This window comes from Acidimicrobiia bacterium (assembly GCA_040289475.1).
Lineage (GTDB): Bacteria > Actinomycetota > Acidimicrobiia > ATN3 > PSLF01 > PSLF01.
In genome coordinates this window covers 154718-169662 of the sequence record PSLF01000001.1, presented here as the reverse complement: position 1 = coordinate 169662, position 14945 = coordinate 154718, and the positions used below count along the sequence as shown (strand labels likewise).

Here is a 14945-nt window from a genome sequence, read left to right as displayed (position 1 = left end):
GATCAGAGTACAGGGTCGGGCAGGCCTGCTTCGTTTTTGGGGTAAATGTCGCTGCTCTTGTGACAGTCTCTGCCTGGCTCAGGGGAGCTATAGAGGTTTTTGTCGGTTTGGGAAGGATAAGTCTGGGGTAGGGGGGAAGAAGAGACTGCTGGAAAGAGCGAGTCTCGCGGATACTCTGGTTCTATGGAGACAGCTGCGGCTCGTGGCTCTAGCATTGGGGTGTCGTTGCTGTTTTCACACCCCCTTTTCTCTGCAGCTTCCAAGGCTGCCATCACTGCACTACACCGCCTGCGAAATCTAGGGTAGGAAAACTCCAACGCCCTTACCTTTGCTTGTCTAGAAAGCCTCTCCCTTAGCGCAGTATCAGAAAGCAGCGTGTCCATCTTTTCGATCAAGCTTTCCAAAGAGTCAGGTTCTGCGAGCAAACCGGTTTCGCCGTCTAGAACAGTTTCCGACGCCCCTCCACCCCGGGCTGCGACCGACGGAAGGCCCCACACGCCAGCCTCGAGGTAGACGAGGCCGAATCCTTCCCCTTCGGGCGGATCCAACGAGATTCGGCTGGGCATAACGAAACAACTTGCGCTCTTGTAAAGTGTGGCAAGTTGCGACTCGGGTACTTTACCAGTGAACTCTACGGCGTCGCTGACTCCCGCTTCCTTTGTCAGCGCCTCGAGGTGTGACCGATACGAGCCATCCCCGACTACGCAGTAACGCAGCCCTGGGTACTTTGAGCGCAGCGCAGACACTGCCCTTATCACCAAATCGTGACGCTTGTAGGGTGCATTGGCATCGAGCCTCGCAACCGTGAGAACGAGCGGATTGCCTTGTCGGCCTGGCAATCCGGACTCCTTTTCCCCAGCAAGACTTGTTTCTACGGCTCTGGCGAGGATCGGCAGAGTCGTAGCGGATGACGAATTTTGTTCATGAGCGAGGTTTTTTCCGTAAATAGCCCTGAGCGATTCGTAGTAGGAAGCAGGCTCTGTCAGAGCGCAGTGAAACTCGATTTCGGGGGAGAGAACGCTACCCGTTACATACGTCCGTGACTTTGGGATACCCGACTTGGCACAGACGACGTCTCGGGTGAAATGACTCACAGACGCCAACAAATCGGCGTTTCTCAGTGCAGCCTCAACCATGGGATTGCGAGGATAACCCCACGAGTCGTCCCCGTGCAGCGACACAGCGTACGGAATCGAAAAGGCTCTTTTCAGAATCATCGCGACTGGCGACAAACCAATGTGCGTACAGATCACTGCCGACGGTCGCCTGACTAGGGCGGTGAGAAAGCATGTGACGGCGAACCTGGCTCTGCGCGATATCCCTAGAGGCTTCTCTCGGACGCCGTTCGGCCACAGGGCTATCGTCCGAGGCGCGAATCCCAGCTCGTACAAAGCCTGGGACCAGGCCTGGGCGTACCGCTGTATACCCCCGTAGGTCTTGGAGTCCGTCGATAGAACCAGCACGTACTTGCGCCGAGGGGGCCTACTGTAGCGTTGCTTTGACTCGGCTTGCTCTCGGACCACCCGGTGTGCCTGGGAGACCACGAGCGCGGAGGGGAGGAGGATAGGGGCTCCCACTCCCCCTGTCATTGCTCTTATGCGAGCAGCCTCTTCGTCGCTCGATGGCTCGAATGCCTCCACGAAATAGCGCGAGAGGCGGATCCGTGCGATCTCTAACCATTTGCGCAAGCGAGGTTTTTCGTGCCTGAAGCCCACACCTACACTAGCTGGGATTCTGAATACTCTCCTCATACGCCCTTGAGTGAAAGCATTACTCGCAAGGTGTTCAAAATTATCGAAATGTCCAAAAAGATTGACTGATGCTTCATGTAATAAAACTCATATTGCAACTTCTCTAGGGCATGCTCAACACTGGATCCATAGTGATACTTGATTTGTGCCCACCCGGTAAGTCCAGGTTTCACTAAGTGACGTCTGGCATAAAAGGGAATTTTTTCTTCCAAACTTTCAACAAACTCGGGGCGCTCTGCACGAGGTCCAACAAGGCTCATCTCGCCTCTCAGTACATTTATAAATTGGGGTAGCTCGTCCAGGCGAGAACGTCTCAAAAACACACCGACTCTCGTAACTCTAGAGTCCTTTTCAGTCGCCCATTGTGGACCGTGCTCTTCCGCATTTTCTCGCATAGTCCGAAACTTTATGAGGCGAAAGCGACGCCCATTTTTACCTACTCTTTCTTGAAGATAAAAAATCGGACCTTTGCTGTCTAACTTGATGGCAGCCGCGATCAAAGGTAAGAGTGCCAGGAAAACTGTTGTGCCTAATATTGCTCCGAGTAAATCCATTACCTGCTTCAGGCGTTGATACGTGGCCCTATGCAGCTCGCCTGTGTCAAACAGAAACCATGCTTCGTTGATCGCAGATACCGGAACTTTTCCGAACATATGCTCGTAAAATTCCACGAAAGTTCTGACCTTTATACCCCTTGCATGAAGCTCGGTTATCTGGGATACCAACTCGTACTCATCTAAACAGCGAGCGTCCACAATTACTACGTCGGGGCTCAGTCGAGCGGCTGTTTCTACGAAGCGTGCGCGCCCTAGTTCCAGCCAAGGCCCGATCTCGCTGGGTCTAGATCCATCTGAACACCCGTTGACGTGCCCTACTATTCGGGCGTTCACCGAAGGATGAGCTTCAAGTTCTGATTGGAGTTGGTGTACGTCGTCGTAGGAGCCCACTACCAGCAACCTATTCGGATTCGCTGCTCGGGCAAGCAAAGCGGCGGGCCATCCTGCTAAAACTGCGACGAACGGCGAGGCAGCCAAAAACGACAGAGTTACCTGGCGGGGAACCGATTGGTCTGCGATTGCAGAAGCAGTCGAGATCACTGCAAAGGTTACGATTCCGACTTTGAAACCCCCGTACAAAAGCTTTGGAAGGGTAGTCGTCGAGGGATCGACGTCACCAACTTGTAGAAGCCACGCAGTGGCCGTTGCCACTAATGCCATAGCGACCGCCCACCACCGAAACAAAGGGAACACAGAGCGAATCTGAAGGCTAGAGTGCACCCCCAGTACGCCGAGAGCCACCCCACAGTTCATAGAACCAAGAAGCGAGTATGCGATTGCACGAGACCTGCGAGACACGAAGACCTGCCTACCCCGCTCTATTTATTCAACTCACGATTTGGGAGTTCTCCCAACCAGTGCCGCCCCTCGTGGCATGCCCGGCGGTGTCCAGCGAGGGAAGGACGAAGTTTTGGGTGTCGACCTCTGATGTGCTCGGCCAGCCACGTTTGGGTGTAACTATGCTAACAGGAAATGCGCATATCAGGTGGGATGAGCATCGGCAGCGGCAACTGCTTCGGTCAATGTCCTTACCAGTTCTGCCATGATCTTGTCACGACAGAATTTTTGTAAAACACTGTTTCGACCGTTCGCCCCCATCTTCGATGCGACATCCAAGTCGGTACATAACGCCTCAATTGCACGGGCAATGCTGTGCGGGTTGTCTGGCATTGCAACTACTCCACCTGCTACCTCATTGACGATCTGTGCAGCTTCTCCTGCTGCGGCCGCAACGACAGGTATACCTAGTGCCCATGCTTCGAATAATTTCGATGGCACAGAGGATACGATCGATTTGGATGCAAGCGGAACATAAATGGCATCTTGCTCGGCGAGGATCTCGAGCACCTTTTTTCTAGGTAACGGATCTAGCAACGATACCAAGTGCCTTCTTTGTTGATTAGCAATGCGTTGAACTGTTTGTCGCTCTGGTCCAGATCCTATGATCGTAATTTCCATTGGGTATTCAATTCGAGAAGCTGCTTCCAACAGAGTCGATACTTTTTGAGCCGGACCGAGCCGGCCAGCGTAAGCAATTTTGAATCGGGAACGTTTTTTCCGGTTTGAATCAAAATGCGGCAGTAGCTCACCCGCAGCTATTGCCTCTTCGTCGGCGCCGTTGGGAGCGTATAAAACGGGCTTTTTGTTGCCGAGAGAGCCGGAGAGCCTCCTTGTGTCTGATCGTGTTACGCACACGACCACAAAGGCAAGCTTGTAAAGCACGTGCGAGAGCAAGCGCCCGATAAAGCCCAGCCCTCTAACGAGGGGGGCACGAGATCGCTCCTCGACAAGGGCGGAGAAAATGATGTCGGGCCAGACGTCCCGTACTTCTACGGCAACTTTCGCTCTCGCTAAGCGGCCTGCCACAGCCGATGCGAGCGCATAAGTCAAAGGAGGTGATGATGTGAACACTAAATCGCAGCCACGTGCCGCCTTTGTTACGGCGGGAACCGCCAAGAAGGAAGCAAACAGCTCGAGAATTAGCCTGGTTCCGAGGCCGTCGCCGCCGGCTCTCAGAGGTAAAAGTGTGTGGTGTACCTGTATTTTTTTGCTACCTAGCCCCTCGCTATCGGAAGGACGCCAATAGCGGTTCTCTCCGTGGCCGTAGTTTTGATGTTCTAGAAAGTAGGACGGTTTGGGTGTTACTATGACCACTTCGTGGCCGGCTTTTTCGAAGGCGGACAGCATTGACTTGGCACGTACCGAAGCTGCTCCCAATTCGGGAGGAAAGTACGGGATTGCGAGGCAAACTCTCATGGCACGCTGACTACTGTTGCAAGTCCTCCCAGTTATGCCTTCCGGTCAAGCCCTCGATTAACTCGACAACTTTGCGCGCGGCCCTTGTTCCAGATTTTCCGTCCCACAGAGGAATCGTCTTAGGGTTGGGATAGGGGGACTCCAGAGCCTCTTTGGAAACCTGCAAAATCGACTCACGCCGCGTTCCCCCAAGGTGGTTGGTTCCCAGGGAGATAGTGATGGGACGCTCGGTGTTGTTTCGCAGTGTTACGCATGGCACTCCAAGAACAGAGGTTTCCTCTTGAATCCCTCCAGAGTCAGTAAAGACGATTCTTGCCGAGATGAGCAGCGAAAGAAAGTCGATGTAACCGAGCGGCTCGATACTCATAAGTCTTGAAGATCTTGAAGCGCTGATGGCGGAAGGACGAAGCATCTTGGCGGTTCTTGGATGCATGGGGAATACCACGTCAAAAGGTGTGGCAGCTTCTAGTACTGTTTGGACAAGCTCTGCGATCTTGTTGGCGTCGTCGACGTTTGAAGGTCGGTGAAGCGTGAGAACCGCGTACTTTTCTGCGCGCAGACCTAGTTTCTCCCAAACCCTGCGGGCGCGAGCCTCTTCTAATTTTTCGAGGAGCGTGTCGATCATGCAGTTGCCGACGAGTGCCACTCGCTCTCCGATTATTCCCTCCCGAGCCAGGTTTTCTACCGCATCTCGAGAGGGCGCCAGGCACAGGTGGGACAAGTGGTCAGTCACCACTCTGTTGATTTCTTCAGGCATTGACCTGTCGAACGATCTGAGACCAGCCTCGAGATGCACCACAGGAATACCCGCTTTGGCGCCCGCTATAGCGCCTCCCATCGTGGCGTTCACATCTCCGGCTACGACAATTGCATCGGGAGTCGACTCGCACAAAAACTGTTCCACCCCCAGGATCGTAGCTGCTGTTTGATGGCCGTGGCTTCCAGAGCCTACCCCTAGGTTCACGGCAGGCCACGGAATGTCAAGGTCCCGCAGGAAAGCTTCCGACATTACGTTATCGTAGTGCTGGCCGGCGTGGACTACGGTGGCGTCGACCCCAAGCGCTTCGAGGGCTCTTATTAGGGGCGCGGTTTTGACGAAGTTGGGACGCGCGGCGACGAGTACGGCTACTCTCACCTTCCTAGCCTGGCAAAGATCCTCTGAGAGACCGCGAGAAAGCGGTTAGTTACGATCGGAAATCGCCGCCAAAAGTACGATACTCCTACCTCGTCAAAGCCCGCTTTTCGAAAAGCGGATTGAATGATCGGGGCTGTTACTGCCCACTCATTTGGAGATACATGGGGCCCGTGGAGAACTCTGTAGCGGACAGCTAGGTTGTAGAAGTTGGGCTCTCTTCCGAAGAATAAACCCCCAGGTTTCAGTACCCTCGCTATCTCGGCGGCTACTGCTTCTGTATCGGGCATGTGGTGGAGGGCGCCGTTGCCTATTACCACATCAAAGGTGTTATCTTTGAAAGGAGTAGTGTAAGCATTTCCTGCTACGACGGCGAGACCGGGCAAGGTGGCAGCCCGCTGGGAGGCTGCGATCAGGCGTTGCGGAACCAGCTCCAACGCGACGAATAATCGGGGTGAGTATCGCTCGGCGACCAGAATCCCCTGTAGTGCCTCACCTGCTCCGATGTCGAGAATCGTGGCTTCCGAAAGCACGTCAGGGTATCCCTCTATCCACAGGCTCATGTCCCGGTCAAGCCACTCGTAAGGCTTTACCTCGGTTATGGCATCCTTGAAGAAGTCCCTCTCTGCTTTGTAATCGAATTTTTTACGCGTTGTCTTATACTTTTCCATCAAACGCCGCATTCAATGCTAGTAACTTGGTGAGCTCGACGAAGATAATACAGGCATGAACTCGAAACTTCTGATCGCAGTTCTTACTAAAGACGAAGAAGCTAACATCAGCGCATGCCTGGGCTCTGCGCTCCCGCTGAAGTGTCCGATGCTGGTAGTGGATTCTGGAAGCACCGACAAAACTGTTGAAATTGCCGAGTCAATGGGTGCAGAGACAGCGTTTCACCCCTTCGAGTCCTTCGCCAGGTCGAGGAACTGGATTCTCGACAACTACGGAGCGGGATACGACTGGATTTTATTTTTGGACGCAGACGAGCGAATATCCGACGAGTTGGCAGTGGAACTCGAGTCCCTAGGACCTCCTGGGCCTGAAGGACCGTTTGGATACTACATACCGCGCCGCTTTTACTTCCTGGGAAAGCACCTCCGCTATGGAAGATCTAAGGGATACAAAGTATTGAGGCTAGTAAATCCCCCTCGAAGCCGTGTTGCCGAGCATACACGGTCTGTCGAGTATACGCGGGTTGACGGACCTGTCGGGGTTCTGTCCGGGGCTATGATCCACGAGGACCGAAAGCCTCTGTCGGATTGGATAATAAAACATGATTTCTACTCGACAAGGGAGGCGGAAGACGAGTTAGCCGGGATGGGGAGGCGAATACCTGCGGCCTCCGAGAACCGCAAAGCTGCCTTGCTCAATTCGCTAATGGTCAGGGTCGTGCCGCCACTTGCGCGCCCGTTTCTTATCTTCGTTTACTCTTACTTTTTCAAGCTGGGATTCCTAGACGGCCGGGAGGGTTTCATTTACGCGTTTTTGCACGAATTCTGGTATCCACTGCTGACGGCCGCCAAAATTTACGAGATGCGGTCGGAGCACAGTACCGCAAGTGCAGCTGCAGTCGAAAAGCAGTTCGATTAACTGTCTCTCTCGTATGCCGCGACCACAGATATCTGGGCAATTCGCATGAATCCCAAAGGCTCTAGGAGGCGGTCCGCGGCCCCCAACAACTCATCGGGTGCGGTAGTGTCAGCTCCAAAACGGCTCGGAGTGGCAAGGTCTGAGTGGAGCTCGACAACCATCCTTAGGCACCTCTCTGCTAACAACGTGCTTTCGTGAGCGAATAACTGCCACTCAAGGCCCTCAATGTCGCAGAGGAGTTGGAAAAACTCGCTATCCGCAAGATGCTCCTTGACGATGGCAGCTAATGTCTTGGGTACCACTGTGGGAAGGCTATCGCCACTCTCCTCGGAGGTGAGGCGACCAGTTGTCCAACTGCTGCCTGCGCACTCCAGCGCCGGTGGGGCCTGGGCGTACCAGATTCCAGCGGGTACAGCTTGCCCGTCAATGCGATTGATTGCCAAGTTTCGTCTTAAGAGGCCGTATAGCCGGGGGTTGGGCTCGCAGGCGACCAGGTAAGGGATCTGGTGAACAGCTGCAGCACACACCGACACCGTTCCCAATCCTGCTCCTAAATCCACCAGAGCAGCGTCGCCTTTGAATACCTCGATAGCAAGTTTGCGCTCTGCAGACTCGTGGCTCCCCACCAGCATTTCGAAGAACGTCCGAGGGTCGCCGACAGGTGCGTCGGACACTAGAAACTCGCACCCTTCTATGTGAACCCGAGCGGGCAGGAGTCGCGCCAGAATCGTTGGAATGGGGGTAGACTCCAGGAATCCCATAACTCGCCGGCGACCTTCTAGAGGCAGCAACGATCGGACTGCGGAGCGGGCTGCAGACTTGAGTAGCCTTCGAGGCAAGTCTGCCTCGGCCTTGTTAACGTTGGTCGCCTACTGCCGCGGCGACCGGCGCTGTATCGGCAGAGTTCGTCTTCGTGAATATTAACTGACTACCATCCCAGTCGACTTCTACGGTATCACCCTCTTCGAAGCGACCCTCCAGTAGCTGCAAAGCGAGTTTGTCCGCAATCTCTCGCTGAATCACCCGCTTCAATGGCCGGGCGCCAAATACCGGATCGTAGCCTAACTCTGCCAGCTTCGAACGAGCGGCTGGAGTGGCGCGGAGCGTGATCCCCTTTTCTTCGAGCCGAGAAGCCAATCGTTCCAGTTGGAGCTCGACGATTTTAGCTATGTCTTCTGGGGTCAAGCGGTGAAAAACTACTATCTCGTCGATACGGTTTACAAACTCGGGCCTAAATGTCTGATGGACCGCATCCATTACTCGTTTTTTCACGATCTCTTCTGGAACGTCGGGGTCGATGTAGGCACTCCCGACGTTGGAGGTCATTATGAGAACGACGTTGGTGAAGTCGACGGTTCTTCCCTGGCCATCGGTGAGCCGGCCGTCGTCCATAAGCTGAAGCAAGATGTTGAAGACGTCGGAGTGTGCCTTTTCTACTTCGTCCAACAGCAAAACGGCGTAGGGCCGCCGCCGAACAGCCTCGGTGAGCTGACCGCCTTCTTCGTATCCTACATACCCAGGGGGTGCACCAATTAGTCGGCTAACCGTGTGCTTTTCCTGGTACTCGGACATATCGATCCTGACCATCGCCCTCTCGTCATCAAAGAGAAACTCCGCCAGGGCTTTCGCCAGTTCGGTCTTACCTACTCCCGTTGGTCCGAGGAACAAGAAACTGCCAATTGGACGATTCGGATCGGACAAACCCGATCTCGACCTTCTGATCGCGTTTGCCACCGCCGAGACCGCCTCATCTTGTCCGACGACCCGTTTGTGCAAGTTTTCTTCCATGTGGATGAGTTTTTGAACCTCACCTTCCATTAGCTTGGATACTGGAATGCCCGTCCAGCGGCTTACGACCTCTGCGATGTCCTCGTCGTCAACTTCTTCCTTGAGCATCTTGCGGTGTTTTTGTAGTTCGTCAAGGCGAGCCTGGCGAGCCTCAAGCTCCTTGGTGAGCCCGACCAACTCCCCGTATCTAAGCTGGGCGGCTTTCTCGAGATCGCCCTGCCTCTCCGCCTTTTCAGCTTCGATTCGAGCCTCTTCGATCCGCTCCTTTATCTGGCGGATGGCCGTGATCGCCTCTTTTTCGTTCTGCCAATGGGCAATCATCTCGTCGAGCGTGGCCTGCAGCTCAGCCAACTCTTTCTCGATGGCCTCTAGTCGAGCTTTGGATGCTGGATCGGTCTCTCTGGCCACTGCCGCCCGCTCGATCTCGAGCTGTCGTTTGCGCCGTTCTGCCTCGTCTATTTCTGTCGGCATCGAATCGATTTCGATGCGTAGACGGCTCGCAGCCTCGTCTATAAGGTCGATTGCCTTGTCTGGAAGGTAACGTCCGGTAATGTAGCGGTGCGAAAGGACTGCAGCCGCCACCAAGGCCGAGTCCTGGATTCTTACGCCGTGGTGTACCTCGTAGCGCTCCTTTAGCCCTCTTAGAATTGCGATGGTATCGGCTACGGATGGCTCTTTTACGAAAACGGGCTGAAACCGGCGCTCCAAGGCTGCATCTTTTTCTACGTACTTGCGGTACTCGTCGAGTGTCGTGGCCCCGATCATTCGAAGCTCGCCTCTCGCCAGCATCGGTTTGAGCATGTTGGCGGCGTCGACAGCACCCTCGGCAGCTCCGGCTCCCACAATTGTGTGCATCTCGTCTATGAAGGTAATGATCTGCCCCTCGGATGCACGAATCTCCTCTAAGACGGCCTTGAGCCTCTCTTCGAACTCCCCTCGGTACTTGGTGCCCGCTACCATTGCACCGATGTCGAGTGCGATCAACCGCTTGTTCTTCAGCCCTTCGGGAACATCCCCCGCTGCAATTCTCTGGGCCAGCCCTTCGACGATGGCTGTCTTGCCGACCCCGGGATCACCAATTAGCACGGGGTTGTTCTTTGTTCGCCTCGAGAGTACCTGTATGACCCTGCGGATTTCTTCGTCCCTGCCGATAACGGGGTCAAGTTTTCCTTGACGAGCTAGTTGAGTAAGATCTCGTCCGAATCGCTCCAGAGCCTGTAGCTTGGACTCGGGCTCCGGAGTATCTACCCTCAATGTTCCTCTCACTTCCCGCAGCGCTGTCAGAACTCGATCCGGGGTCAGTCCAGTCGAGCGGAGTATCTCGGCCGCATCGCCTCCGATCTCCAAGAGAGCAAGAAAAAGGTGCTCGACAGAGAGGTAGTCGTCGCCCAGAAGCTCCCGCTGTTTGTCAGCTTTCTCCAACACCTGGAGAGTGTCGCGGCTTAGTTGCGGTTCCGTACCGGGGCCATACACCTTTGCCAGCCGCGACAGCCTCTGGTCTGTTTTGGCCTCGAGCTCGGAGGGGGCGACCCCCAACTTTTGCAATAGAGGGTGAACGACCGTGTCCTGCTGCTTTACGAGCGCGTAAAGAAGGTGCTCTGGCTCCACGAACTGGTTGTCTCGCTCCTTTGCAGCTTTGACCGCTTGGAGCAGTGCTTCTCTAGATTTTTGGGTTAGGTTTTCGAGTTCCATCGGATCCGAAAAACGAGCGGCGATGGGCCAGTTATTCCTCCGAACACAGTAATTTCAAACAAAAACCCGACGTCGAGGTTGACGGCGTCGAGCTCTACCGGAGGGCCTTGCCCACTACGATGCGCCAACGTACGTTCTGGATCTACGATTGTCGGCGAGATGGCCAGGCTGTTCAATGGCTCGCAATCCGCCGGTGTCGGCGAAGGCTCTCAATCGCCTCCTTCACTCCTTCGACGCGTTCGTTCAGCCCCCAGGTCTTCAAGCGCTCCAAGGCTGCCTTACCCATACGGATACGCAACTCGCTGTTTACTAAAAGTACTCTCAACTCCTCGGACAACTGGTCGATGCTGCCGCAGCTATAGACAAACCCAGTCTCACCTTCGATGACAATGTCACCGAATCCCCAAAGTCCTACACGGTGAGAGATAACAACGGGAAGCCCAGTAGCCATAGCTTCAGCCACAACCGTAGCCCTCGGATCTTTCTCGGATGGGAGGACTAGCACATCGCACGCAGCTAGAGCATCCGGGAGTGCCGACTGGTTGACAAACCCCAAAAAGTACACGTCTTTTAGCTGTTCCCGGATAGCCATCGACTCGAGTAATGGCTCCAGCTCGCCCGTGCCGATGAATACAGCCCCGCATCGGACGCCCTCACGCTGGAGGGTGGCTAGCGCTTTCAAAATGTCCAGCGGACGCTTGCGACTTATGAACTTTCCACAAAAGACCACTAGAGGAATGTCAGCGGGAAGGCCAAACTCCGCTCTTAGCTTGTTTTTTTTCTCGGTGTCAAAAGTAGCGGCTGCGAAGAAGCGATCGTTGTCTACAGTCCAGGGATGAAAGAAAAGACGCGAATCATCGACCCCTAAGCGCTCAAAGTAGATTCGCTGCAGTGTTCCCACATAGAGACATCCAGCAGCTCGATTTAGCAGTATGGATAGCAAAAGGTGCCTCACCGCTCCTCGGAGCGGGGGATCGGGGTAGATAGGCGTGGCATCTCCGGTCAAAAAGAAGGGAAGTTTGTTGACGAAGCATGCAACAAGGGCACTCCTCGAGTACCAATCCCCCCACCCATAGATGAGAGCCGCATCGTAGCGCGACCGTTTCAGTTCGAAAAGCAACCTTGGCGCGATGAGGGCTAGGCCACGATCCTGGTCCGTTGTTTTTATCGTGGGTATGACCTTGTAACGGTAACCGTCGAGCAGTGGTATGTCCCATGAATACGAAATCCCGAAACCTTCGTCGAACGACTCGTAAGTGTGGGCAAGAGTTCCATAAAGGACGGTGGGGGAGATTCCATCTTGTTCAGCTAAGCGCCTGAAAAAGGGTGAGTTGTACTGCACAGGGAGCGGGGCGACGATAGCGAGCCTAAAAGGACTATCTTTTTTTGGCATCGACAATTCCCGTGATGATTTTTATCGCACGCTGAGAATACTCTTCCCATCCCAAAAACAGCGATCGCTGGTGCCGCTGAATAGCCCGAGCGCATGCGCGGCGCACGCTGGCGTCTTCGATCACGCTTTTCAAAGCTTCTGCTGCTTTGTCGGCCCTCAGCGACTCGAAGTAAATAGCCTCTTCCCCAAGCATCTCTTTGTTGATGGCGGTGTGGGAGGCCACCACGGGGATTCCGGCGGCTCCAGCTTCTGCCATGGGATAACCAAAAGATTCACATAACGACGGAAAAAAGAATACGTCGGCACAGGCTAATTCTTGGCTAACTTCGGCCGGCGAAAGCCTCGGGTGGACCTCGAAATACTCAGCGGTACCGGTCCGACGAATCTCGGCTATGAATGCGTCATAGAGGCGAGGCGAGTCAGCTCGGTCTATGGCAACAACAAAAGTAAAGTTCCTTAAAGTTTGCTTCTCGAGTTCCAGAGCTACCAGTGGAAGGAAAGAGTGAGCCTTGTGCGGCTCTAAATGACTTAGATACAAGATTCGAACCGGGGTACCACCTGGCGATAATTCCCCTTGTTCACGCCGTTCGTCAGGATCCTTGTAATCAGCTTCGAAAGGATCTCGCAGTACCACGAGCTTCTGCTCTATCCCTCTAGCAGCGCTGGTGATTGTCTCGGCCAGGGCTTTGGAAGGGACGACAACGCACTCGGAGCGCGCCATGACCTGTAGAAGAAGTAGCCTTCCTAATTCGATACGAGCACGCTCCACCAGACCGCGCTGGTAGCTCCTCATAGGACAAAAGTAAGTTGAATCTTTAAGGAAGGTGCACTGGGGAACTTTCGGATACAAAGGACCGAATCCCAATGCGTTGACGTTGACGTCGGGCCGGAACTGTTTCAGCAAGCGGGGGTATGAAAGCTGGTCCCACAAAAGGCGCTCTAGCTGAGAGCCGGGAGGAACCGCGACGACGTCGACGTTGTCGGCGATGTCTATGGGATCGTCTAGTTCCTTGGGTGCGTCAATGTCGAGTTTATTGAAGAGGGACCGTACAAAAGGAACGGACAGGAAGAAACGAAAGTGATGATTGACAGCCACTTTAGGAAGGTGTTCGATGAGCTTTTCGAGAATGAGAGTCGAGCCGCCAGATTTTTTGGCAGCTACGGCTGTAACAGATATCCTCACCCGCCGCTCGCCGCTGCTCCTGTCTCGTAAGACCCGCTGTGACGTGTGGATCTACGATGGGGTCGCAGAGGAGGGGAGGAAGGATCGGAAGCCGAGGAAAGCCTGGAAACCTCGCGTCGGAGAGCATCCACGAGCTCGTAAAGCATCTGCCGTTCTTTCTCTAGCGACAGTACCAGTCGCACAGCCTCGAGGCTCATGCCTCTCTTCGATAAAGTCTTGATTCTAGACAGAAGCTCGATGTCTCCGGCTGTGTAGCGCCGTGCGTTACCGCGGGTGCGTATGGGTTTGATCAGTCCTTTCTTCTCGTACCACCTGAGTGTCTGGGGATGGAATCCTGCGACGCGAGCTGCCGCCCCTATGGAGTACAGCTGATTATCTCGGGCATGTTCGTTCTTTGCTTCTCGTCTCTTTACGTCGTGCGTGCCGTCTTTCATTTGGCTGCCACACGCTCCTTTCGAACTTTCGCAAGGTATGCATCGATTTCGGCTCGGGGTGAGGCTTTGTGCACCTGGGCGAATGCCTCTAAAGCCCGCTTTTCGGCGGCAGTGAGCCTGGTGGGCACCGTCAGTTGGACCGTCACGTAAAGATCGCCAGTTCCCGATGGCGTGTCGGCGCCTTTGCCTCTTATCTTGAAGGTCCTTCCGCTCTGAGTACCAGGCGGAATGCGGATCGTTACGGGTTGGGTCATAGTGGGGACCTCGATCTCGGCGCCAAGGGCCAGCTCGGGGTATGTGACCGGCAGTTCCAAGTAAAGGTCCTTGCCTTTTTTGGTGAAGAAAGGATGAGGTCTTACATGTACCCTTACATAGAGGTCTCCAGGAGGGCCGCCGAAAGCCCCTGGCCGTCCCCTTCCTGCCACTCTGATGGTTTGCCCATCGTCAACTCCCGCTGGAATCTTCACCTTTATCTTTTTGGTTATGCTTTCCACACCGCTTCCCTCGCACCTCGTGCAGGGGTCACTTATGACTTTTCCCGATCCCCCGCATCGTGTGCACGTTGTGGCTATGCTGAATTCTCCGCCGAGCCTCGACTGCATAAGACCTCTCCCTCCGCAAGCAGGACACTGATCGGGAGGGGAGCCGCTCGAGGATCCCGATCCTCTACAGGCAGAGCAGGGTTGCTCGGTTTGAACCGAGAGCGTACGGATCGAGCCAAAAAAGGCTTCTTCGAAGTCGATCCAGGCGTCGGTGTACACGTCCCGACCTCGAGAGCCTCGCCGAGTTTTCCGAGTGCGAGTCCCGAACCCGGCCCCAAAAAGGTCGGAAAAAAAACCTAGATCTTCGAGGTTCCCAAAGAGCCCTTCAGGGAAGCCTCCGACGAAAGGCCCTCCGAATCCAACCCCGCTCCGTAGAAGACGCCGACCCTCGTCGTACTGCTTTCTTTTCACCGGATCCGACAAGATGTCGTATGCGTGGGAAATCTCCTTGAACTTTTCCTCGGCCTCTTTGTCTCCAGGATGTTTGTCGGGATGGTATTGCTGAGCGAGGCGTCGGTACGCCTTCTTGAGCTCTTTTTCGTCGGCGCCTTCGGAGACGCCTAGGACGGCGTAGAGATCTTTTTCGAGGTCCTGGGGGCTCACATCCATGGCAGTAACTCGTGGGTG

Annotated in this window: 13 protein-coding genes; 1 reads left to right on the top strand and 12 read right to left on the bottom strand. The window is 54.7% G+C overall.

What is annotated here, in order from left to right:
• Positions 1-2 precede the first annotated feature (2 nt).
• The 5 genes from C4318_00775 to C4318_00755 all read right to left on the bottom strand — a co-directional run bounded on the left by C4318_00775 (position 3) and on the right by C4318_00755 (position 6379).
• Positions 3-1751: a hypothetical protein gene (locus C4318_00775; protein ID MER3453682.1), complete on the bottom strand. Its 1749-nt coding sequence runs from the start codon at positions 1749-1751 to the stop codon at positions 3-5.
• Entirely contained in the window at positions 1748-3061 is a 1314-nt protein-coding gene (locus C4318_00770; protein MER3453681.1) for a hypothetical protein, read from the bottom strand. Before C4318_00770 ends, C4318_00775 begins: the two co-directional genes overlap by 4 nt.
• Positions 3062-3289: 228 nt before the next feature.
• Complete coding sequence (locus tag C4318_00765) at positions 3290-4564, bottom strand: hypothetical protein (protein MER3453680.1); 1275 nt, start codon at positions 4562-4564, stop codon at positions 3290-3292.
• Positions 4565-4574: 10 nt separating this feature from the next.
• On the bottom strand, positions 4575-5699 hold the full coding sequence (locus tag C4318_00760; GenBank protein MER3453679.1) for a UDP-N-acetylglucosamine 2-epimerase (non-hydrolyzing): 1125 nt from the start codon (positions 5697-5699) through the stop codon (positions 4575-4577).
• A complete protein-coding gene (locus tag C4318_00755; GenBank protein ID MER3453678.1) occupies positions 5696-6379 on the bottom strand; it encodes a hypothetical protein in 684 nt (227 codons plus the stop codon). The genes C4318_00760 and C4318_00755 overlap by 4 nt, the downstream gene beginning before the upstream one ends.
• A gap of 43 nt (positions 6380-6422) precedes the next feature.
• Here C4318_00755 and C4318_00750 point away from each other — a divergent pair, with 43 nt between their 5' ends.
• The gene (locus C4318_00750) at positions 6423-7286 is read left to right on the top strand and encodes a hypothetical protein (GenBank protein MER3453677.1); all 864 of its coding nucleotides are present in this window, start codon (positions 6423-6425) and stop codon (positions 7284-7286) included.
• Here C4318_00750 and C4318_00745 read toward each other — a convergent pair.
• From C4318_00745 to dnaJ, 7 genes are read right to left on the bottom strand one after another with little or no spacing between them, the layout of a single operon-like run.
• Complete coding sequence (locus C4318_00745) at positions 7283-8125, bottom strand: hypothetical protein (protein MER3453676.1); 843 nt, start codon at positions 8123-8125, stop codon at positions 7283-7285. The genes C4318_00750 and C4318_00745 overlap by 4 nt on opposite strands.
• Before the next feature lie 16 nt (positions 8126-8141).
• On the bottom strand, positions 8142-10766 hold the full coding sequence (clpB, locus tag C4318_00740) for an ATP-dependent chaperone ClpB (protein ID MER3453675.1): 2625 nt from the start codon (positions 10764-10766) through the stop codon (positions 8142-8144).
• The gene (locus C4318_00735; GenBank protein ID MER3453674.1) at positions 10748-10942 is read right to left on the bottom strand and encodes a hypothetical protein; all 195 of its coding nucleotides are present in this window, start codon (positions 10940-10942) and stop codon (positions 10748-10750) included. The genes clpB and C4318_00735 overlap by 19 nt, the downstream gene beginning before the upstream one ends.
• The gene (locus C4318_00730) at positions 10939-12165 is read right to left on the bottom strand and encodes a hypothetical protein (protein ID MER3453673.1); all 1227 of its coding nucleotides are present in this window, start codon (positions 12163-12165) and stop codon (positions 10939-10941) included. The genes C4318_00735 and C4318_00730 overlap by 4 nt, the downstream gene beginning before the upstream one ends.
• Entirely contained in the window at positions 12143-13342 is a 1200-nt protein-coding gene (locus tag C4318_00725) for a hypothetical protein (protein ID MER3453672.1), read from the bottom strand. Before C4318_00725 ends, C4318_00730 begins: the two co-directional genes overlap by 23 nt.
• The gene (locus tag C4318_00720; GenBank protein MER3453671.1) at positions 13339-13776 is read right to left on the bottom strand and encodes a hypothetical protein; all 438 of its coding nucleotides are present in this window, start codon (positions 13774-13776) and stop codon (positions 13339-13341) included. Before C4318_00720 ends, C4318_00725 begins: the two co-directional genes overlap by 4 nt.
• On the bottom strand, positions 13773-14921 hold the full coding sequence (dnaJ, locus tag C4318_00715; protein MER3453670.1) for a molecular chaperone DnaJ: 1149 nt from the start codon (positions 14919-14921) through the stop codon (positions 13773-13775). The genes C4318_00720 and dnaJ overlap by 4 nt, the downstream gene beginning before the upstream one ends.
• Positions 14922-14945: the final 24 nt, after the last annotated feature.

What these genes read in the sequence shown, in the direction of transcription:
- C4318_00720 (MER3453671.1), bottom strand. Translation starts at nt 13,776, where the DNA reads ATGAAAGACGGCACGCACGACGTAAAGAGACGAGAAGCAAAGAACGAA.
- C4318_00755 (MER3453678.1), bottom strand. Translation starts at nt 6,379, where the DNA reads ATGCGGCGTTTGATGGAAAAGTATAAGACAACGCGTAAAAAATTCGAT.
- C4318_00770 (MER3453681.1), bottom strand. Translation starts at nt 3,061, where the DNA reads ATGAACTGTGGGGTGGCTCTCGGCGTACTGGGGGTGCACTCTAGCCTT.
- C4318_00775 (MER3453682.1), bottom strand. Translation starts at nt 1,751, where the DNA reads ATGAGGAGAGTATTCAGAATCCCAGCTAGTGTAGGTGTGGGCTTCAGG.
- clpB (MER3453675.1), bottom strand. Translation starts at nt 10,766, where the DNA reads ATGGAACTCGAAAACCTAACCCAAAAATCTAGAGAAGCACTGCTCCAA.
- C4318_00750 (MER3453677.1), top strand. Translation starts at nt 6,423, where the DNA reads ATGAACTCGAAACTTCTGATCGCAGTTCTTACTAAAGACGAAGAAGCT.
- C4318_00765 (MER3453680.1), bottom strand. Translation starts at nt 4,564, where the DNA reads ATGAGAGTTTGCCTCGCAATCCCGTACTTTCCTCCCGAATTGGGAGCA.